General features: G+C 40.8%; 17 protein-coding genes. 4 read left to right on the top strand and 13 right to left on the bottom strand.

Features of this window, described 5'->3' with window-relative positions; genetic code table 11:
• Nucleotide 1: 1 nt before the first annotated feature.
• The gene (ilvG, locus tag FLL45_RS13955) at nucleotides 2-1,666 is read right to left on the bottom strand and encodes an acetolactate synthase 2 catalytic subunit (RefSeq protein ID WP_142942669.1); all 1,665 of its coding nucleotides are present in this window, start codon (nucleotides 1,664-1,666) and stop codon (nucleotides 2-4) included.
• 815 nt (nucleotides 1,667-2,481) lie between these two features.
• Between ilvG and ppnN the strand changes: the two genes are divergently transcribed.
• Nucleotides 2,482-3,852 (top strand): nucleotide 5'-monophosphate nucleosidase PpnN, encoded by a 1,371-nt coding sequence (gene ppnN / locus FLL45_RS13950; RefSeq protein WP_142942668.1) that lies wholly within the window; start codon nucleotides 2,482-2,484, stop codon nucleotides 3,850-3,852.
• Here ppnN and FLL45_RS13945 read toward each other — a convergent pair whose 3' ends face one another.
• The 5 genes from FLL45_RS13945 to FLL45_RS13925 all read right to left on the bottom strand — a co-directional run bounded on the left by FLL45_RS13945 (nucleotide 3,853) and on the right by FLL45_RS13925 (nucleotide 9,399).
• Nucleotides 3,853-4,419, bottom strand: a complete 567-nt coding sequence (locus FLL45_RS13945; RefSeq protein WP_142942667.1) for a glutamine amidotransferase-related protein — start codon at nucleotides 4,417-4,419, stop codon at nucleotides 3,853-3,855.
• Nucleotides 4,420-4,538: 119 nt separating this feature from the next.
• Nucleotides 4,539-5,633 (bottom strand): hypothetical protein, encoded by a 1,095-nt coding sequence (locus FLL45_RS13940; RefSeq protein ID WP_142942666.1) that lies wholly within the window; start codon nucleotides 5,631-5,633, stop codon nucleotides 4,539-4,541.
• A gap of 1 nt (nucleotide 5,634) precedes the next feature.
• A complete protein-coding gene (locus tag FLL45_RS13935) occupies nucleotides 5,635-6,303 on the bottom strand; it encodes an OmpA family protein (RefSeq protein WP_142942665.1) in 669 nt (222 codons plus the stop codon).
• A 26-nt stretch (nucleotides 6,304-6,329) separates the two neighbouring features.
• Nucleotides 6,330-8,120 (bottom strand): hypothetical protein, encoded by a 1,791-nt coding sequence (locus FLL45_RS13930; protein ID WP_142942664.1) that lies wholly within the window; start codon nucleotides 8,118-8,120, stop codon nucleotides 6,330-6,332.
• 352 nt (nucleotides 8,121-8,472) lie between these two features.
• Nucleotides 8,473-9,399, bottom strand: coding sequence for a GAF domain-containing protein (locus tag FLL45_RS13925; protein WP_142942663.1), 927 nt, complete (start codon nucleotides 9,397-9,399; stop codon nucleotides 8,473-8,475).
• A 303-nt stretch (nucleotides 9,400-9,702) separates the two neighbouring features.
• On the opposite strand from FLL45_RS13925, the gene FLL45_RS13920 reads away from it, so the two are divergent.
• Together FLL45_RS13920 and FLL45_RS13915 are read left to right on the top strand one after the other, a co-directional pair.
• Nucleotides 9,703-9,957, top strand: a complete 255-nt coding sequence (locus FLL45_RS13920; RefSeq protein WP_142942662.1) for a hypothetical protein — start codon at nucleotides 9,703-9,705, stop codon at nucleotides 9,955-9,957.
• Nucleotides 9,958-10,230: 273 nt separating this feature from the next.
• Entirely contained in the window at nucleotides 10,231-11,214 is a 984-nt protein-coding gene (locus tag FLL45_RS13915) for a Gfo/Idh/MocA family protein (protein WP_142942661.1), read from the top strand.
• A gap of 502 nt (nucleotides 11,215-11,716) precedes the next feature.
• Here the strand turns inward: FLL45_RS13915 and FLL45_RS13910 are convergent.
• From FLL45_RS13910 to FLL45_RS13880, 7 genes are all read right to left on the bottom strand, one after another.
• Nucleotides 11,717-12,229, bottom strand: coding sequence for a hypothetical protein (locus tag FLL45_RS13910; RefSeq protein WP_142942660.1), 513 nt, complete (start codon nucleotides 12,227-12,229; stop codon nucleotides 11,717-11,719).
• A gap of 132 nt (nucleotides 12,230-12,361) precedes the next feature.
• Entirely contained in the window at nucleotides 12,362-14,521 is a 2,160-nt protein-coding gene (locus FLL45_RS13905; protein ID WP_142942659.1) for a S46 family peptidase, read from the bottom strand.
• 207 nt (nucleotides 14,522-14,728) lie between these two features.
• Nucleotides 14,729-15,082 (bottom strand): GFA family protein, encoded by a 354-nt coding sequence (locus FLL45_RS13900; RefSeq protein WP_142942658.1) that lies wholly within the window; start codon nucleotides 15,080-15,082, stop codon nucleotides 14,729-14,731.
• A 32-nt stretch (nucleotides 15,083-15,114) separates the two neighbouring features.
• Nucleotides 15,115-15,522, bottom strand: coding sequence for an MAPEG family protein (locus FLL45_RS13895; RefSeq protein ID WP_142942657.1), 408 nt, complete (start codon nucleotides 15,520-15,522; stop codon nucleotides 15,115-15,117).
• 177 nt (nucleotides 15,523-15,699) lie between these two features.
• A complete protein-coding gene (gene pnp, locus FLL45_RS13890) occupies nucleotides 15,700-17,850 on the bottom strand; it encodes a polyribonucleotide nucleotidyltransferase (RefSeq protein ID WP_142942656.1) in 2,151 nt (716 codons plus the stop codon).
• Nucleotides 17,851-18,112: 262 nt separating this feature from the next.
• The gene (gene rpsO, locus FLL45_RS13885; protein WP_142942655.1) at nucleotides 18,113-18,382 is read right to left on the bottom strand and encodes a 30S ribosomal protein S15; all 270 of its coding nucleotides are present in this window, start codon (nucleotides 18,380-18,382) and stop codon (nucleotides 18,113-18,115) included.
• 207 nt (nucleotides 18,383-18,589) lie between these two features.
• The gene (locus tag FLL45_RS13880; RefSeq protein WP_185964462.1) at nucleotides 18,590-21,331 is read right to left on the bottom strand and encodes a TonB-dependent receptor domain-containing protein; all 2,742 of its coding nucleotides are present in this window, start codon (nucleotides 21,329-21,331) and stop codon (nucleotides 18,590-18,592) included.
• 392 nt (nucleotides 21,332-21,723) lie between these two features.
• Between FLL45_RS13880 and FLL45_RS13875 the strand changes: the two genes are divergently transcribed.
• On the top strand, nucleotides 21,724-22,212 hold the full coding sequence (locus FLL45_RS13875; RefSeq protein WP_210247188.1) for a winged helix-turn-helix domain-containing protein: 489 nt from the start codon (nucleotides 21,724-21,726) through the stop codon (nucleotides 22,210-22,212).
• The last annotated feature ends 83 nt before the right edge of the window (nucleotides 22,213-22,295 follow it).

Here is a 22,295-nt window from a genome sequence, read left to right as displayed (position 1 = left end):
TCTAACCCTCCAACATGGCTTGGTTTGCAGTATTTGGTGGCACAAGTGGCCATACGTTTTGGTCTTCATTAATTTTTACATGGAGTAAATAAGGTCCCGATGATTGCAGCATTCGCTGTAATCCTTGCTCAACATCTTGAGCGCGGTTAATGGTTTGTCCTGGAATATCAAAAGAGTTGGCTAACTGAATAAAGTCAGGGTTATCCGACAGATCGGTTTCACTAAAACGTTTCTCGAAAAATAGCCGCTGCCATTGACGAACCATGCCAAGCTTAGTGTTATCAATCAGTAATACTTTTACCGGTAAATTAAATCGTTTTATGGTCCCTAGCTCTTGAACATTCATCATAAACGAGCCGTCGCCACTGACCGCGATAACACAATCTTCAGGTCTAGCTATTTGTGCGCCTATTGCAGCGGGTAATCCATACCCCATGGTGCCAAGTGCACCACTGGTTAAAAAGTTTTGCGGATGAGTGAACTGCATGTGTTGCGCAACCCACATTTGATGTTGTCCGACATCAGTCGTCACAACGGTGTTATTGGGCATGATGGCACTGAGACGATGCAATAAAGCACGTGCATCAATTTGCTGCTCATACTCAGTACCTTCCATGGTATATTCAAAAGCATACTTGGCTTTTTTCAACCGACATTCGTTGCGCCACGCATCCACTTCTGTTCTAACAGCTAGCCCTCTAGCTAATGCGGGAATACTGTGTTTGAAATCGCCTAACAGGGAAACATCAGGCTTACGTAATTTACTCACTTCTGCGGGATCAACATCGAGGTGAATGACCTTGGCATGCGGTGCAAACTCAGCCAATTTTCCAGTAACTCGATCATCAAAGCGCGCACCTATTGCTAACAACAAATCACACTCTTGTACTGATAAATTGGCGGCCTTAGTACCGTGCATTCCCAGCATGCCCAAATAATTTTCATCCGTTGGATCAACTGTACCTAAACCCTTAAGCGTCGACACACTTGGTATGCCAGTAGTTTTGGCCAAAAAGTTAAGCTCTTCCACCGCATTTCCCAACGCAACGCCGCCTCCAACATAAAGGATCGGCTTGTGCGCTTGAGTAATTAATTGTTTTGCCGCGAGAATTGAATCACTGCTCGGTTCAGGCAATGAACTTGATTCAAGCAAAACCAATTGCGGATTGACTTCGCTGATTTGGATATCTTTGGGGATATCGACCACAACAGCACCGGGTCTCCCACTTGAAGCGATTTCAAACGCTTGGTGCAATGTTTTTTCTAATTCATTAACATCGGTTACTTGAAATGCATGTTTAGTAACGGCTAAGGATAAACCTAAAACATCGACTTCTTGAAAAGCATCGGTCCCCATCAACGCGGTTGGGACTTGTCCGGTGATTGCAACAACCGGGACAGAGTCGGCCGTCGCGTCAGCTAAACCTGTGATTAAATTCGTCACACCGGGACCGGAAGTTGCCATACACACACCAACTTTACCCGTCGACTTGGCGTAACCTAATGCAGAGAAAGCCGCACCTTGTTCTTGACGACATAGATAATGGGTTATCTCGCTTTCGAACAAGGCATCATAAACAGGCATAATCGCCCCACCAGGATAACCAAAAATACAGCTTACACCGTGCTGCTTTAAAATATCCAAGGTTAACTGTGCGCCGTTCATCGACTGCATTCTCCCGTTGTATACAACTGGCTAAGTATTTGTGACGACAAACAATGCTTGATGTTATCTGCCAAACAATTGCAAGTAGGTTCCACTGTTTTTTCCTCAAATATTTTTTTAGTTGTTTAATCTTATTTTCTTCAAGCCTAAAAAAAGCCCCCGGTTCTTTCGAAGCGGGGGCTTTCTTGAATCTAGTGTTTGAGTTTACTCAGACAATAGGTTCCCCCCGCGGAGAGACGATAATCACCACGACGAGGACGAGAATGTTGAGTAATAAGTTTTTCATTGCTTCAGTTGTTAACTCTTTATCTAAACTCTTAACTAAATGAACCAAACGCTTTTGTGCTGGCTTTTGCGAATTAATAGCAAGGCTTTTTAACAATTACAAATAACTTTTTTTCGATTATCCTAGTTCGGTGCGCAAAAAATCACTGAAAAACCATTTATTATTAATTTATTAATTCGCAAATTTAATTTTTTATGTATATTTTACATAGACTTAGATAAGGAATGACTTAGCAATAATCACTTTACAACACGCCCATCTAACTTTTAGTTATAACAGAGCAATAATTACGATTTTTAGATACTGCACCATTATGACGCTACGGAAATAAGGCTTTGACACCGCACTCAAATCACATCTTGAATTGAGATTAAAAATTTGAGAAACCGCTAAGATTGTAAAACCGTGTTAACCAAGGGCAACTATCATACCTGGCATTGGTCTATAATTAGTGGCAGGAAAACGTTGTCAAAACGTCATCTAATGAATTCCATCATTAGATCGAAAAGGATCAAAATAATAGGTATTTATGAAAGAAGTTCAAAAAATTAACGCATCCGTCACGCCGAAAGGCAGTCTTGAAATCCTCTCGCAAATCGAAGTTGAAAAATTAAAAAAGGTTGGCGAGAACGGCCTTTATGCATTATTCCGTCAATGCGCACTTGCTATTTTAAACACCGGCTCTGATAGCGATAATGCAAAAGATATAATGGAAGCTTACCCCGATTTCGAGATTGAAATCATCCAACAAGATCGCGGAATGCGCCTTAACTTAATAAACGCACCGGCCAATGCGTTTGTTGATGGCGTAATGATTGCTTCAAGTCGTGAAATGTTATTCAGCGCTATGCGCGATATTGTTTATTCGGAGGCTGAAAAGCGAAGCACTCGAATTGACTTAAATTCATCAGCCGGAATCACCGATCATGTTTTTCATTTATTGAGAAACGCGGATGTACTGAATGCCGGTGAGCCCCCTAATATGGTTGTTTGCTGGGGTGGACATTCAATCCCAGAGGAAGAATATCAGTACACCAAGGAAGTTGGTCATTCAATGGGACTACGCGGTTTAGATATTTGTACCGGCTGTGGGCCGGGTGTGATGAAAGGTCCCATGAAAGGTGCAACCATTGCCCATGCAAAACAAAAGATTACCAATTCTCGATTCTTAGGTTTAACCGAGCCAGGAATTATCGCTGCTGAAGCGCCAAACCCTATTGTGAATGAATTGGTTATTCTTCCTGATATTGAAAAACGATTGGAAGCATTTGTACGAGTCGGTCATGGAATTACTATATTTCCGGGCGGTGCAGGTACCGCTGAAGAGTTCTTATACTTACTGGGCATTCTCCTCGCTCCAGAAAACAAAGAATTACCATTTCCATTGGTACTCACTGGACCGAAGTGCGCCGAGGAATACTTTCGAGTACTTCATGACTTTATCAACGATACTTTAGGCTTTGAAGCACAACAGAAATATAAAATTGTGATAGACGATCCTGAGCAAGTCGCACAAATTATGGCACAAGGTGTTAAAGACGTCATGGCTTACCGCATTGAGCACCATGATGCTTTTTACTTTAACTGGATGTTAAAAATTCATGAAGATTTTCAAAAGCCATTTGAGCCGACCCATGAGAATGTCGCAGCGCTTAATTTATCATCGAATCTACCAGCTCATGAATTAGCCGCTAACTTACGACGGGCTTTTTCCGCAATTGTGGCAGGTAATGTTAAAGAAAGTGGAATTCGAGCGATTGAAAAACACGGTCCATACAAAATTGATGGGGATCAATCTATCATGAAACCGCTTGATAAGTTACTGTGTGGATTTGTTGAGCAGCAGCGAATGAAACTTCCTGGCACCCAGTACATTCCCTGTTATGAGCTAATAAAGTAATTAGGCATTAACCAGCTGGAGAAAGTTTTTAAATATTTGTTCTCCGGCGGTCCCTGAAACCTCAGGATGAAACTGAACACCAAAACGCTTCAACTTATCATTAGCCATTACTTCGACCGGATAAAAGTTTGACTTCGCAATTAACTGATAGTCCGCTGGTAATGTAATTCCCTCACAATGATCGGTCGACATTTCAAAGCTTTCACCCATTTGCTTAACCAATGGATGTCGGTGGGTAACATCAATAATTTCAGACTGTCGCCTCTCGGTATCTCGATAGACCTCAGCATCACTAGCTAAGCCTAGTGCTTGATGTCCTAAGCAAATACCTAAAATGGGACAGCTCACATGGTTGATAAATTCGAAACAGTGGGTGAGCGCCTCAATCTGACCTTGATCGGTAAATAACCGAGGCCCACCGGAAATCACCATCGCATCAAATTGGCTAAACTCATGATTGTTAGCATACTCAAAATTAATGCACTTAACCTGGCAATCTAATTTTTCTAGAATTTTTATAATTTCCGGTACTTTGCTACTACTGCAATCGATAACAACTAGCTTCATAGTATTGTTTAGTTAGGATTTTTCACATCATTTTATGTTTTTTATACTAAAGAAGCCAAAAAATACTTCCTGTCAATAATCCTATCATATAGATTCACATCACATCTATTTATTCAATATCACTCTAATCGACATTCTCCAGTCGGATCTTGATAGTTTTTGTTCCTAGTAAATTTATTGCAGCAACGTTTTAATGCTTCGACATGTTCCCCGACATTGGTATGCCATTCGCTCTCTGAGTACTTGCCATCAAATGCTTTACTAAAAGATACAGGAGGCATAAAGTGCTCGAAGCGATTCTTCGCTACATCAAATATTCTATTGTCCTCACTGTGCGATCTATCAATAAACATACTGCAGGTACCTCTGAACTCAGCACGATAACTTGGCCACTCTTTCTTCGCAATTGTTCCAATATTATGACAATTAGTACATGAATCTTTCTTTTTGGATAAATGGCTGGCACCGACCGTTATAAACTGAGGCGAAGGCCAATCGTCAAAAGGTGCCGTAGAGTTTAGATACTTAGAAACTTTTTTACCTATCGCTTTAGTGTCTTTTAATTTCTCAGCACTTTTTGCTTGGGCTAACCATGGGCTAACAATGAATGGACCGCTATCATGGCACTCAATGCAGTTAATATCTTTTGTATCTTTTGGTGATAGCCAGAATCTTAGCGAGCCTAAGTTAGTCGGCCTCGGGACTTTCGAGCCGTTAATTGCTTTACCGTTTCCAGGTAAGGTTTGAAACCAGCAGGTCTCGCCATTTTTTCGGTTGTGAAGAATCATTGCGATATCGTCAAATCGCTTCGAATGGTTAGTGTTTTCTTCCACATGACGGCACATCAAAGCCATTGTAACATCTTCATTTGCACCAACTTTATCATTGACGGTTAAATAAGTGTTACCATAGCATTTTCCATGCAACCAGTCTTTCATGTCACATGACTGAGGATAAACACAATCTCCCGGCTTATTTTTATCACAGCTTGACTTAGAGGTTTTTATGCCATTCTCAAACGAATCTATTCTATCTCCATCTTTGCAGTCCAAATATTTTGGCAAGTCTCGAGGCTTTATCTCTAGCTTTTTGAAGCATGCTTTAGCATAAACACTAACCATATTTTCTTGAGGATTCGCACTTATATTGGTGATGGAAAGAATTAAATAAGTGACTGCATTTATTGCAATCAAGTTTATAACTTTTTTACCCATGCTACTTTCTTCCCCTTCCTATAATGCAGTGAGTTTTTAATGGCAAACAGATCGCGCCAATCAGCTCTCCTGGTTGGAAACTCATCCGCTCTAGACAGACTTGTCTTGCGTTATAATCGGAACGGCAGGTCGCTCCTTTAATAACGAGTGTCTCGGTGTTTCGATAAAGCTGGTTCGAATAAAGTTTTAATCCTTTGTTACCTTTTCGAAATACAGCTAGTGATCGAGGAAATATTTCGACTCGCCGATTTAAGCTTCTATTATGTTGGTTTCTATTGTCAATAATAGGCTCGTTAACACTCATTCCTCCTACGGTTACTTTCACATTATTCACATCATGTCTGCGTAACGCTTTCTGTAATTCAGTTTTTACATTGTTTGCTCTCTCAAGTGCTTTTTCTGCATTGGGTAAGTTGGCATTAAACATTGCAGAGTGACCGATTACACTGACATGATCAATTGGATAGTACGTACCGGGGTTATCTATTTGCCGCTTGATGGCTATGGCTACCTCGTTGAGTTGCTGTAAGTGAATCTCCAATAGCTCGGTCTTATGAGACCTAAAACAATCTAATACAAACATACTAGCATGACAGTTCCAAGAGTTTGCTTTGATTGTAAAACTCATTAGCATAAAGCAAACAAGGTAAGTTATTTTCGCGTAGTTCATCTCGATTCCTCGTATCAATGATTCGTTCAACTTTGTTCGCAATCAATATATTGAAATGTTCGACATTTTCGTTGTGAAAAACCTTGTTGGTTTTCGCTACAATTTTTACCATTGGCATATTGTGTTCGATAGCGCATTTTGTTGTTCTGATTAGATGCGCCTAAACGCCATTTAGACCAAGCTATCGAGTTACCCAAGCCTTTAGCTTTACATAATTTTGTTGCGGCTTTTTCACCACATCCTTGATCCCGTTTCACACAAAAGTCAGGAAATATATCAATGTAATTGCCACTATCGGCTCCACCACTAGCTCCCGATATAATAAGGTCTTCTGCAAATAGTCGTTTTGCATTAGGTTTGCTCTTGGGTTCTGCGAGGTAACGACAGCGTCCTTCGTTATTGTTCAAAAATACAGGCTCTTTGCCTAACTTGCATGGCTTACACTTTTGGACACCTTTAGGTGATGTGATAACAAATCCAGAAGGGCAAACCGCCTTGGTTCGATATAAATTGGATAGAAACGCTTTTCTCCATATTTTGGATTCCGCATCTGGAAAAAACTGAAATCGTTTTTGAAGATTCTTGCACGACAAGGCTTGATTATTTGGACACCCTTTTGCTCTCGCTAAAGTACCAGATACATAAGATAACTCTCGGTCTAATGCGGTTAATACCTGTTCCGATTCTCGCTTGGAAATATTCTCTCTACTTGAGCCGTTCTTAAACTCATCACTTACAATATTCCTTATACTCTGGAGTACACCGACCCCATCGATTATCTGATTAATTTGTCTCAACTGAGACTTAGACAAGTGTCCATTAAAATCAAAATTATCAATTATGTCGCGATAGGGTATTACGTATAGGTATTGGATTGATTGAGTTTCTCTTAATGGTCGTCTTGAGAACTTTTTAAACGCTTGCTTTAGCTCCTTTAAACTCGAGGCTCCTGAAATTCGAGCATCACCTGAAGCTGAATAGATAATGGATATATTCAGTTCTTCCGCCTTACTCGATTCTTGATTACTAAGACTGACTCCCCCTTCTAATTTAGAACGCATATACTTAACGGCAAGATTGATGTTATGCTCACGTTTCTTACCCTTATAAGTCGAACTTGCTGAGAACGTACCAACTCCCCTAAACTCGCGACCTTTTTGTATTCCAATGATCAATGAGTCGCCGCAGTCTTTAACAAATTTGTTGATTCGTCCTCTAACAACGGCCTCATATGCGGCAGCCCCTTTATCATTTAGAAGTAAATTTTTTGACGGATCAATAAAGGTTGGAGCCGCCATATCTGAGTATCTGGCATAAGCGGACTTAGAGTTAAGCTTACTTCTTAATTTTTCCTCAAAACTTGTATCATAGGCTGCTGAAACCTTACCAACACCAAAGTTAATTGAAGCTTTGACATTTACATCATAGGCACTGTCTCGAGTAACTTCATTAAGAGAGCTGACCATTTTAAAAGTATTACTTGAATTTTCGTTAGAGCCTTTAACTCGTTGAGAAAAACCGTTTACGCATTGTTCTTTTATCATTCCACTTCGAGAGTCATATCCCAAGAACATTTTTATTGGCGTATTCGACGGCGCTCGTATTTTTCGAATTTCACTTTGTGGATACGCATTAGCGTTGCTAACATTAAACAAGCACGCCACAAGTAACATGTTTATCGCTATGCTGAATCGTCGAAGTAGTTCCTTTTGTCGTAAGTTTTTATGACATAACTTCGCTATTGATTTACTAAGCACAAAGATAATTTGTGAAAAGACAAATTGTGAAACCTTTGGAAATGGAATAAACGAGCGCATTAGAACTTTTCCCTTAGATGGTGTATCAGCATCCGAGCGATCTAACTGACGACTTTGTCAGTTAATAACCTTGATTAAAATCTAATCTTACAGAAAGTTAGACCGAGAAACTGTTAAAAAAGCTCTCTAAAAGTGCTCACAAAGTGCTCATTGGACTTGATGAAGAGGTATCGATTAAGTATCGAATCGTTAACGTTTTAAAAGTTATTTCCAGAGTTTGAATACAGTAACAAGAAAATTGTAGTACATAAGTTTACTCAATAAATACTGTAATGATTAAGCCTAAACAACACCACGACTATTAATTCGGTGAACTATTAGGCCTATAGCGACGATTTTAGTTGTCGCAAGTTTAGAGACTTTCTTCTCTAAGCCAAAGCTGTGAAATGAGATGTTCCAATGCTTGCGATTGATGACGACGAAAAGTACTAAATCCCATATTATAATAGTCTGCGAGTTGTGTTTGAGGAACCTTATCATGAATATATCGATGAGCAAGTAAGTCAGCCCAGATACTTGTTTTTTTATGATCTTTCATTTGCTTAACGGTATCGTTAATCAAACTCTTTAAGTAGGTAATTCTTGCTAGTGGGTTGTTAGCGGTAGCATCCAAGATTTTGCATTGGCTTAAAAAGCTCTCATTCCACTGCTGCGGCTTATGATAGCTTTTTATAATTCCATTTAAATGGAAATAGAACTGTGATCGCTCCAACCTCGCATGAACACACTCGTGTTCATAATTTTCCGAAGTGGTAATCGATGTTGGATGGATCTCGTTTTTGGGATTGTCGGGGGACTTGAGGCTTTGAGAAATCCGCGGGGCGATAATGCTCGATATACTCTCCATAAACCATTCGTGCTCTTGTTTAAAGAAATTCGCTTCGGGATGCTCTGAGTCCATTACACCTATCGCTTCGCCTTGAAAACGAATGGGTACAGCTAATTCAGAGAGACGATGCTCGTCATCTACGATGTAATTTGACGCTTGCGAAGTATCAGAAACTAACTGGTTACTCACTTTGCGTGCCGCACTTCCCACAATTCCTTGCCCTTCGGCTAATCTTAAAGGCGATACAATCCCTTCATCAGGACAGAGCTTCTTACCATGTGCAGCCACTTGGACTAGATAATTATCTGAATCACGCAAGTAAATCACATAGTCTTCAAGATGCAAACTATCAACAACTGATTCGCAGGCGAATTGACAAAGTGCTTGAGCAGATTGAATTGAATCAACATCGCGGCAAAACGAAGCAATGTTATTGATTGAGATATCCATTGATTGAACTCTTCTTCCTTGAGCAATTTCGGTAAGTTAGCATACACAACTGAGCTTTTTTACCTACTTTTGCCGATAATTCTGTGAGAAATATCTGATCCAAGTTCAATTATCTCATCCCTATATCAAATTACCTCTTTTTGGCGATAAATTCCCTTTAGATTGAAAACGCGCAATAGCTAAGTAAATAATTACTTTGCTCTTCGTCAGATTACCTCTATAATCACCACAAATACTAAATGTGACACAGTTCACATTTAGTGTTTAAGCATGTTAAGTGGAAAATTAGGGAGCAGATGCCTTATGAAGGAACGAATTATTCGCTTCGAGGCGCCGAAAAATAACCAGAAAATAAGGGAAAATGCGAGTCACCAGGACGAAATACACAGCGTCTATATGGGTGAAGAACGCAGAAATGAGCGCCGACGGGGACATCAAAATCAACGCGTTGAAGTTATGCTCAAAAACTTTGGCTTAGATAGACGGTTACGCCAGGAGCGTCGAAACGCTAATTCTTCTTGGTTACTAACCTCAAGTAAAGTCGCTAACCTCAAGTAAAGTTTCTAACCTCAAGTCATGTGGCTAGCCGTAGAATCTTTGCGACTTGACGGTCAAACCCTAGATAATCGCTACTAAAGCGTTTTTCAACGCCATCCTTTGTTATCTATAGTTACAACAAGCCACCACCCAATCGCCCGCTAAAAATCCAACTCTTTCTTGAGTTTTAAGTTCGATCGCTTCATTATTTGCCTTGGCTCCAATAGTTCAAGATCCTGGACTAATTCGTGGGTTTAATATTTAATCAATTAAAACCCGACCAAAGCTATCGCTATGAACAAAATCTTCAATTGGGGAATTATCGGACCGGGAGCAATTGCTCATAAATTTGTTGAGGCGCTTAAATTCTTGCCACAAGCGAGTTTACAAGGCGTTGTCTCCACTAACCTCGAAAGTGCACAACGTTTTGCGCGACAATACAATATACCGATAGCAACTAACCAACTTAATGAGTTACTCGACTCTGATGTAGATGCGGTTTATATCGCCACACCCCATCATGCGCATTGTCAACTGACGGTCGATTGCCTAACCAATGGTAAAGCCGTTCTTTGCGAGAAGCCACTTGCGGTTAACCACAAGCAAGTTTCAGAGATAATTGAAGCAGCTAAGACTCATAACTGCTTTCTAATGGAAGCACTGTGGACGCGCTTCTTACCACACATTGAAAAGCTTATTGAACAAGTCAACACAGATACCTTTGGTAAAATCGCTTTTATTGACAGCAACTTTGCCTTTAAAACAGAGTATCCGCCAGGACACCGCTACAATAATCCCGCATTGGCTGGCGGCAGCTTACTCGATATTGGCATTTATCCAATTTTTCTCTGCTATTTATTACTTGGGAAGCCGACCCAGATTAAAGCAGATGCCTTGCTGAATGAACAAGGTGTCGATAGAACTTTACAAGCGTTGTTAAAGTTTAAGGATGACGCAAGAGCAAATATTTTTTCGTCCTTTCATTTTAACGGCGGTGCTAAAGCTCACATCTACAGTTGTACTGGATGTGCAATCCACATAAGTGATAAGTTCAACACCCCCAGTAATATGATTTTAGAAAATGCGAAAGGAGAACAAAAAAACATTGAAATACCATTTGATGGAAACGGATTTAACTATCAAATTGATGAAGTTCATCGATGTTTGGTACAGAAAAAACTTCAAAGTAACATGTGGAGCTGGCAAAATAGTTTAGATTTAGTCGATATTATGGATCAGGTGAGAGCGAATATATCGTTGAAGTACCCGTTCGAGTGACTCGGTATCAGTCGATAGGTTTATTGATATTGCTAACTTGGAATACTCAACTAAACTCAAATGAACTTCTCCTTTGCTGTTTACTTGTCCCGCTCTGCCAATCGCTGTGCTAAGTTTAATCTTCCCTAGGAATTGCTTGTTCCTCCATTTAAGCTGAAATTCGATAACCTAGAGGGAAACTCCATTTTCAGAATATAAATTATAGACAGATTAACAAACAATTAATAATGTATGGATAATCTATAAAATACTGGACATCCCCCTATCATAAATAGAAAAGATAACGATAACCACAAAATCGACTCTTGCCACCCAAAATCAAAGTAGAAGTTTCTTTACTCAGTTTGCTTCAAGCACTAGCTTTCATCTGCTTTCCTAATTTTTGTTACGTTAACTATCCTTCTTTTTTAAACTCGACTAAACCATTTTTAACGGTTTAAATTGTCAAGCTACTCACCATACACGAACTAGAGTTTAGCAAGTTAAACATTTTTTTTTGGCTTTACTCTTTTTCTTTGATTGTCAGCGCCATTTCATTTTCAAAACATACCCATTTTGAATTAACCGCGCTAATAAATATTTTTCTAAATATAATTTCACCGCCTGGCTCTTTTCGTATACCAAAAAAATTCGTCGGCTTTTCAACACTTCGATCCCAAATTAAAACTTCCTCGGCGCCGATTTCAATATCACCACCAAAAATTGACACATAGCCATTGGTAAGTTGCAGGTTATCTTTTTGAATTCGAGGCGCATTCTCTTTAATAAAACTGAGCAGTTTTGGGTCAACTTTTGATGAAGCTAGACTACAATTCATCCCTTTAACAGCTTCAGCTTCTGGTAGCAACGAATCGCGATTTGGTTCGCTAAAAGCTTCCAACTTAGACTTACCTCCCTGGATAGCTTGTTGGCTTTTTATCGTTTTACTTTTTTCAGTAGGATTTACTGTATCCGCAGCAACAAACGAAGTAAAGATTAGTAATACAAAAAGCCCCAATAAATATTTGGTTTTCACTGTTTCCTCACAGTCGATATTACGAATTATTATTTTCTTATATGAATGGAATAAATTGACTAGAAGCTAGTAAGCTGGAGCGATTTGCTCCAGCCCAAGGATTTAGAATAAATATTATTACGCTAGTAAATACTAACGAACGATATCCATTTCTTCGATAAGATTGGTTGCACCATCAACGTATTCCATCATCCACAACATGTAACGTGAATCAACATGAATTGCGCGATTGAGCTGAGGATCATAATCCCAATCACCAATGATACTTTCGTATACCCCATCGAAAACCAATCCGACAAGTTCAGCTTTATTGTTCAAGGTAGGTGAACCAGAATTACCACCGGTAATATCCAAAGTACTTAAATAGTTAACCGGAACAGAGTCAATTTCTTTTTTATAGTAATCGCCATATTGCTTTTTCTTAACCAGGTCTAAAATTTTCTGCGGCGACTTGAACGGCCATTCACCGGTCTCTTTTTCTAATAACCCCTCTAATCGGGTAAATGGAACAGCATACATACCATCTTTTGGCGAATATCCTTTCACATTACCAAATGTGACTCGCAACGTACTGTTTGCGTCGGCATAAATAGGCAGACCTTTCGCTTTGTTGTAAGCGATAATTGCTTCCATATATTTAGGACGAACGGCGTTCAGTTTACCAGAAAGATCTTTCTCAGCATCTTCTAAAGCTTTACGGGCTTTATAAGTTTTTACTGCATATTGAATGAATGGGTCTTCACTCTTTTCAAAGTCAGCAACAGTTTTTTCCATCCAGGCTAACCGTTTTTCTTCATCACCCAATTGAGTTTTTGCATACATGCTAGAAAGTTTCTTATCCAACCGTGATTCACTATAACCATCGTCGATATTAAAGAAGCGATCTAAGTCTTTGTTACGTTGTTCAGCCGGAAGCTTTGCATAACGACTCATCAAATTCATTAACATAGCCTGATCAACCGGCGCATAATAGCGTTTACTTATCGCCTTCATCGACTGAGTAAAGCGTGTCATATCTCGCTCTTGATAACCACGTTCCCTTTCCATATCAGGTTTTTGCTTTTCCAGTGCTAACCGATATAAACGCTCAGAAGCGCTTAGCATGCTAGAAACACCAGCGAAACTTAAGATTGTGTCTCGTTGATAATTCGCATGACCCTCTTTAACCAATTCATCAAGTTCATTGATCGCGCTACTGTATTTATTTTTGCGAGATTTACTTTCGTTTACCCAATCTCTTAGCGACTTATCTAAAGCAGATTTACGTTGCTGGGTGGTTCCTTTGTAGTAGCTCTCCATCATGCTACCGCGATTTTTCTCGTAGTTAGCTAGTCCGGCAATTAAGCTTTCATAACCAATACGCTCGTTGCTACCTTCTTCGGAGTTATCCTTAATCGACTTAATTAACGATCCCATTAACTCTTTGGTTAACGCATAACTCTCAGTAAAAGTATTTTTAACTTCGTTCGCAGTTCGGTAACGGTTAGTTCGACCGGGATAGCCAATGACCATCACATAATCACCATCTGATACACTCTCAGCATTGACTTTAAGGTGGTGCTTTGGCTGGTAAGGTACATTACTTTCACTATAATCCGCGGGTTTGCCGTCTTTACCAACATAAGCACGATAAAATGCGTAGTCACCGGTATGACGTGGCCACATCCAATTATCAATATCGCCGCCGTACTTACCAACATTTCTTGGAGGCGCATGGACCAAACGAACATCACGAATCATTAATTGTTTAAACAAGTAATACTCTAGACCACCATGGAAATTAACCACAGAACAGCGAAAATCTTTATTAGACTCACACTCAGCAACTAACTGCTTTTGAATCTTATCGATATGCTGATATCGCTCAGTGCCTGTCATGTTGTCAGTAATACCGGATTTAACTTGTTTAGTGACTTTGACAATATCTTCAGTAACGTAAACACGCGAGCCAGGCGACGCTTGAACTTCATCTTTAAATTCTTTGGCTAAAAACCCATTCTCAAGAATATTATTTTCTTTAGTAGAATTATGAACAATCGAACCGTAAGCGCAGTGGTGATTGGTAACCACAAGCCCTTTATCAGAAACAAATGATGCTGTGCAACCGCCCAAGCTAACAATTGCTCCCATCGGGAAGCCAGTTAAATTAGTGAGATCTTTAGCGTTGAGTTTAAGCCCTGCTTTTTTAAGATCCTTTGAGATTTCAGGAAGTTGATGAGGCTGCCACATTCCCTCATTAGCAATGGCAACATTGATGCCCATCGCCGCCGCGATTAGTAATAGTTTTTTCATGGATTACTCTTATTATTAAAATAGTCAAATTGATAGGGTCAGCTATCATTCTAAAGACCTAGTATCAGCCGAGCAAGCTTGGAAAGTGTGAAATGGTAAAATTAACGTTACAAGATTTAACGTCGTGGATTAGGATTAACGATTACTGGACAGACCTCTCTGACAAAGGCTATTAATTGAATCGTTTAGAAATAGATACTGTTTATTTTAGAGTTTATTTTTACCATCAAAAAAAACTACTGATAAATCTCTAGAACTTAAACTGTCGACACAGCCTAAATTGATTCGGTATCGACCAGGTTCGTAAATCGAGTCATGAAAAGGATAGATACCACAATTTTTGCAAAAATAGTGATTTACATCGTTGTCGCCCCAATGATACACGCTAAGATTATCTTCGCCGGCCAATAAGGTAAACTGACTTCTCTCATAGTACTGTGCTGACATAATCGCATTTTTACGAATGCAGATAGAGCAATTACATTGCAAAGCGTTTTTGATTTCATCGCTTTCAAACTCAAACACTATTGCCTTGCAGTGACAACTTCCACAATATCTCATCGCTAACTTCCCGATAAGTTTTACAAACCATTTTAGTTCATTAAAAATAGATAACACCAATAGGCCGCGATAATCATCTGTACGGCGAAAGCCGTAAAACGAATAGTTACCGCAGTCGCAGAGATCGAAGTTAAGTGAATGACACTTTGCATAATTCTCGCTGCTAATAGCACTAAGGCTAATGAATCTGTGATTTGCACTTTATCAGCAGCTATAGCGACTAACAACAAACCACCAAAAATTGGAAAACTTTCTAAACAGTTGCCTAGTGCTCTTGCAAGTCGCTGCATAAATGGACTTAAACCGGCGTTTAAGGCATCAAACTCATTCGCGTTTCTTTCACCGGTTAAAACAATTTTGCTACGAATTACCTCCATTAAAACCAGTAGAAAAAGTGTCCATGCGATATATCCAACAAGCGCTGTAAAAGTATAAGACATACGAATTCCTCGATTATTCTAGTTGTGCTCAAAATGACTATATCGAGTCAACTAGATCGCCGCAATAAGATTTATTTTCGGATCTTTCTCTAAGACTTAAATACCATGTGACGAAAGACAAAAAAAGCCGCGACATGCGCGGCTTTTTTAAAGCTGATAAGCAAATTAATAATTGGCTTATTCGTTGCTTCCTTCAGAGTTTCCAGCTTCAGGTGCAGCAGGCGCCTCTTCTTTAGGCGCTGGTGGATCAAGTAAGACTTTCATACTCAAACGAATTCGGCCTTGACGATCGATCTCAAGTACTTTGACATCAACTTCTTGACCAACTTCTAAATGGTCAGAAACTTTATTTACCCGCTCGTGTGCGATTTGAGAAATATGGACAAGACCCGTCTTGTTACCCATAAAGTCAACGAATGCACCAAAGTCAGCAATTTTAGCAACCGTACCAGTGTAAACCTTACCTTCTTCAACATCTTCAGTGAGTTCTTTAACCCGCTGAACAGCAAGATCAGAAGCCGTTTTCTCTACCGCAGCAATTTTAACAGTGCCGTCTTCTTCAATTTCAATCGTCGCGCCGGTTTCTTCCGTAAGCGCTCTGATTGTTGAACCCCCTTTACCGATAACATCACCGATTTTTTGTGGGTCAATTTTGATTGAAGTAATACGTGGTGCGAATGGAGAAATATCATCACGCGCTGAACCGATAGCTTCGTTCATCACCTTAAGGATGTGCAAGCGACCGCCTTTTGCTTGATGAAGCGCTTTTTCCATGATCTCCTGGTTAATACCTTCGATCTTGATATCCATTTGTAATGCAGTGATACCTTTTTCAGAACCCGCCACTTTAAAGTCCATATCACCCAAGTGATCTTCATCACCTAAGATGTCTGAAAGCACAACGTAGTTGTCACCTTCTTTCACAAGACCCATTGCGATACCAGCAACAGGTGCTTTAACCGGTACACCCGCATCCATCAATGCCAAGCTTGTTCCACACACAGAAGCCATAGAGCTTGATCCGTTTGATTCAGTAATTTCTGAAACAACACGAATGGTGTATGGGAATTCGGCTTGCGAAGGAATCACTGCTTGAGTGCCACGCTTAGCTAATTTACCGTGACCAATTTCACGACGCTTAGGTGCACCCATAAAGCCAGCTTCACCCACACAGTATGGCGGGAAGTTGTAATGCAACATGAAAGTGTCTTTTGACTCACCTAACAGACCGTCAACGATTTGTGCATCACGTTCAGTACCTAATGTAGCAACAACTAACGCTTGGGTTTCACCACGAGTGAAAAGCGCAGAACCGTGTGTACGAGGAAGTACACCAGTGCGAATGTAAAGTGCGCGAACCATATCATGTTCACGACCGTCGATACGTGGCTCACCTGAAATGACACGAGTACGAACCACAGATTTTTCAGTTTTAGAAAAAGCCGCTTTAACGTCTTCTTCAGCAGGAGAATCTTCAGCTTCAGTGACTAATGCGGCAACCGTTGCATCTTTAATTTCAGCAAGCTTCGCTTGACGCTCCATTTTGTCAGCAATGCCGTAAGCAGCAGTAATCGCTTCTTTTGCGTTTGCTTCAACTTGCTCGATAACAGCAGTGTTTTCTTCTGGTGCCGTCCAATCCCACTTCTCAGTGCCGACTTCATCAGCAAATTCCTGAATCGCTTTAATGGCAACTTGCATTTCTGCAAAACCAAACATAACAGCGCCTAACATAACTGATTCGGATAATTCTTTTGCTTCTGACTCAACCATCAATACTGCATTTTCAGTACCAGCAACAGCAAGATCCAACTCTGAATCTTCCATTTCTTCCACAGTACCGTTTAATAAGTATTCACCGTTTTTGTAACCAACGCGCGCTGCACCCACTGGACCATTGAAAGGTAAACCAGACACAGCCAATGAAGCAGAAGCACCTAAAAGGGCAACGAGTTGTGGGTCGATTTGTGGGTTAACCTGAATAACCGTACAAATGATTTGTACTTCGTTTTTGAAGCCTTTCGGGAACAATGGACGTAATGGGCGATCGATCAATCGCGCTGTTAAAGTCTCGCCATCAGAGGGTCGATTTTCTCGCTTAATAAAACCGCCAGGAATTTTGCCTGCCGCGTAACGCTTCTCTTGATAGTTAACCGTAAGTGGGAAGAAGTCTTGACCAGGTTTAGCTTCTCTTTTACCGACAGTTGAAACTAAAACCGTTGTACCTTCTACATCTATGATGACGCAGCCTGACGCTTGACGGGCGACTTCGCCAGTTTCTAAAGTAACCGTATGATTACCGTATTTAAATGATTTTTTTATAGGATTCACTTTTATTCCTTATTTTTTAATTTTTAGCTAGTTAATGTCTGCCTAGACTATTCAGTTAAAAGCTTGCTCAAACCTTATTAAACTTTCAATTGAATAACCTAGGCATTCGTTTGATATTTCTCTGCTACAGCTCAACTAACAAAACAATATGCAGAAAATTTTCGAGGTAAGTTTAGTCCATTCAGTGTGGGAATGGGTAACAATTCGTCACCCCGAGAACAACAAAAAGGGGCGCTAGGCCCCTTTTTTAAAGATTCATCGCTTATCGGCGTAAACCTAGACGACCAATCAAAGAAGTGTATCTGTCTTGATCCTTTCCTTTGAGGTAGTCAAGTAACTTACGACGCTGGCTAACCATTCTTAGAAGACCACGACGTGAGTGGTGATCATGAATGTGCTCTTTAAAGTGACCTTGCAAGTGGTTGATCTGATGGCTTAATAAAGCAACCTGAACTTCAGGAGAACCTGTATCGCCTTCTCCACGTGCATATTCTGCAATAATCTCTGATTTTGCTTCAGCAGTTAGTGACATTGAATTTACTCCAAATTTAAGACCGCTCTATGACTTTCAGCCATTTGTTGGTCTAGTTAACATCAATCGACACAGCCAATCACTAATTCAGCCATGCCAGGAAGCGCGCATTGTACAGCAGCCAATGATCGCAAGCAAGCGCCAGAGCGCCCTAAAACTCAAGTATTTGAATGCCTTGGGCTAAAATATCAGAAGGAGATGAACCGATCAAAAAGTCGTGTCTACCTGGAAGTAGAATTCGCGACCCACTGCGTTGTAATAACCACTGCCGTTGATAAAAAATGGCCAGGTCGTTTGAGTCGGGTCTTGAGGTGGTGCTTCGTTACCTAAGTTATTGATCCCCATAATAATTCTTGTGTAATCACCAATTTCGTAACGACCACTCACGCTCGTTGTGGTCCAAGAATCAACAAACTCTGTTTTATCGCAGAAACCATTACAGAACGCGCCGCCGAGTTTATCGACATAGTTGAGTCGGAATGTTGCTCCCCAACGCTCCTTGTCCCAGTCCATCACAAAGTTAGCGCGGTACTCTGGTAAAAATCCAAGCTCAACATTCTCAATTCGACGAGAACCGTCCGCGAACTGGGTAACAAACTCATTTACTCGAGTAATATTTAAACTGGTAGACCAGACACCTGAGTCATTTCGCCAGTCATAATTGATGATGAGATCGATTCCAGAGGTATCTTGCTCTGCAAAATTTACTGCGTTGGACTCAATGAACGCGCTTGAACCAAATAAAGTCCCGGCACCATCTCTTACGACGTTCTCACAGAGAAGTCCTTGGAAAGTGCATAAATTAACAATGGATTGCGGGTTTATCGCGGTAACAACTTCATCAAGCTCGACTTGGAAATAATCAATCGAAAGATCAAGCCCGTTATCAAACTCTAAAACAAACCCAAGATTTAAATTACTGCCTTCTTCTTCTTTCAAGTCGATATTCGCACCAGTAAGCAGCGACACTGACTGGATTAACGTCGGCGAACAGTCTGGGGCAGTAATATCGGTACAAGGTAGCCCATTTGTGTCAACTAAGAACTCAGGGTCCAAAATATCAATAAAGCTCTCGGTTTGCCCACCGAAAAGTCGTTGCATATCTGGCGCTCGGAAGCTGCGTCCCCAAGAAAAGCGCGTTAAAAAGTTTTCATTAGCCCGATAAGCCATTGCAATTCGGGGGCTGACAGCACTATTCACACTTGAAGCATCATCATAATCATCCCAGCGTAATGCGATGTCTAATTCAAACTTATCGCTGAAAGGAAAGCTCAGTTCGCCGCCAATACCCAAGTGATCTCGTTCACCGCCACCGGAGGTTTGGCCATCAAATGCATCGCCTTGCAACACCAAAGGATCTGGATTATCGCGGTACTTTTCGTTCACATATTCGAGGGCTAATGCAAATTGAATTGGTCCAGCATCCAGACTAACAGGGAGGTCACCACTGATTGAGAAATCAAACACTCGATTGCTTGAATAAGATTCTTGATTTGCATTAAAGGTCAGCGCATTGACTACCGATTGAGGAATGGTTTCAAACAAGTCCAACCCATTGTCGACCGCGGAGTTTAAAGCGCTAAGCAAAATGTTATTGCTATCGGAATCTAACTCAGTGCGGTTAAACGATAACCCCATTTCCCAGTCATATTGGCCGTTAGCAAAGCTCCCCTCGAGGCCAAGTAACATGTTAATGGAATTATTTTCTATTTTGGTTTGTCTTGGACCAAACTCGACTAGACGGCGGACAAAGACCCCTGGTTCTTCAAACGCACTGCCGGTGGTGGGGTTGTTAACCGCCCCTGGAGGCAAAATCGCCCCATTATTCAATACAGCGGTTCCAAATCCATTAAATAGTGCGCCACCATAAAAATTAGGTTCAGCTTGTGTATCCGTCTCAGAATTTGAGTACCCGATTCTGCTAAACAAAGTTAAATCAGGCGTAACCTCATAGGACAAGCGAGTCATTAAAGAAAACTTGTCTTGCGGCGCGATCAACTGACGATAAGGAGCGCGATCAAACCCGCACCATAACTCGCCTGAAGAAAAAACAGAGACATCAACATCCGCGATAGAAAGACCACCGATGGGGTCATTAGCGGTTCCGCAATCAGGGTGTTGGTAAACAAATCCGCTGTTTAATCCCAAGAAACTCACCCCACCAGCGCTATAACTACCTGAAGCATCTGCAACATCAGAGTTTGCATAGTCCCGTTGCGTGGCCAGTAAAGCGTCTTGACTCCAGATATCGAAAATTAAATCGATTTGAGTGTCGCCGTTACGCGCTCCGGTCATAAGGTTATAACGGTGATTGGTAAACCCTCCGTCGGAAGTATCACCAAATCGATAATTCATCGAGATGCCTTCAATATCTTTACGAGTAATAACATTGATGACACCTGACACAGCATCGGAGCCGTAAACCGCTGAAGCACCGTCAGTGAGCACATCAACACGTTCTATAAATGCAGTCGGAATTGACGATAAATCGACGAAATTGCTGGTACCGTTAATCCCTACGGGGTATATCGGTAAGCGTCGTCCGTCGACAAGTACAAGGGTATGACCAAACCCAAGGCCGCGAATATTGACTGAAGATGCTGCTGGCGTGAATCCGAAGGTAAACGAATTATCAACCGTGCCGCCAGTGTTCTGGGTGATACTGTCAATCACATCTTTCGCACTTGCAAAACCTTGCTTATCAAACTCCTCTCTTGAAATGCTGAGGATTGGCTTGAGGTTATTCAGATCGACTTTCTTAATTCGGGAGCCTGTGACAACAACTTTTTTCTCTTCTTCTTCTTTGAGAGTGCTATCTTTAGAATACGCAGGCGAAGAGAGCCCGAAGCCACACAGCGCTAGCCATGTAGTCAGGGTGCTTACTTTAAATCTAGATTTCAGCAGGTTATCTTTTTGTTTTGAATTCAGCTGAATTTGATTATTTAACAACTTACTTTGACCTTCATATCCCCAAGACGAGTAAGATAGCAAATTTCTATATTATGCGCAGTTATTACTCCGCAGCCATAATCATACAAAATGTGCTCCATTTAAATAGTAATTATTCACGATTTTTGTTGAATTGTTGACTCTTTTCTCAACATCTCATTAGTAAATAATAGCGTTTCCTTTTACGCCATGAGATAAAAAATATCGCTTTTGCGATAAAAAAAGATATTTATTCAATTTTTTTGCGACCATTGCGAAGTACTTCACGTCTAAATCAATAGAGCCGCGCACTCTGCTGACGACATACTTTGTGACAAACGGAAAAACTTTAACCGATTGCCATCATTATAATGAAAGTCAACAGGTAGTGTGCTGAACCCTTAGGACCAAGCGTGATTCAGCGCGTTGATTATGCCGGAGATACAACAAAAATGGGTACTATTAATATGGCAGCATTAGAACCAGAAATCACTTCAATCACTTTTTCTGATTACTTTCGCCTTGATCCTGACACGCAAACCCTAACCACAGACTGTAAAGTTTTTCATCTTCGCAGCAAATTATGGCAGCTATTCATTCATTTAATTAACAATCCAGACAAACTAGTGACCCGCGAACAGCTTATCCACGATATATGGCTGGGTAATCACTACACCGGTGAAAAAGGCCTCACTCACGCTGTCTGCCACCTTCGTAAAGTTTTAAAAACCGGCAATATTCCTGCGCGGATAATCACTGTACCAAAGAAAGGCTACATGCTGACCAACTCTGTTGCCGCCAACCAAGCATCAGCCAGTATAGCAAGTCCTCGGCCAATCCTAGTCAACGCAGAACAGGCTGAGCCAGTCAAAAAATTTCACGCCGGATATCCCGTTAGTTAACCCCATCTATTTTGGGGCTTAGATTGAAACGGTCAGCATTGGCTCGCTGGCCTAAATGAATCGAGCCTGATATAAATCAATTG

It is taken from the genome of Aliikangiella marina (assembly GCF_007004765.1).
Classification (GTDB): Bacteria; Pseudomonadota; Gammaproteobacteria; order Enterobacterales; family Kangiellaceae; genus Aliikangiella; species Aliikangiella marina.
The sequence above is the reverse complement of the archived record's forward strand: the minus strand, read 5'-3'. Positions and strand labels throughout refer to the sequence as shown.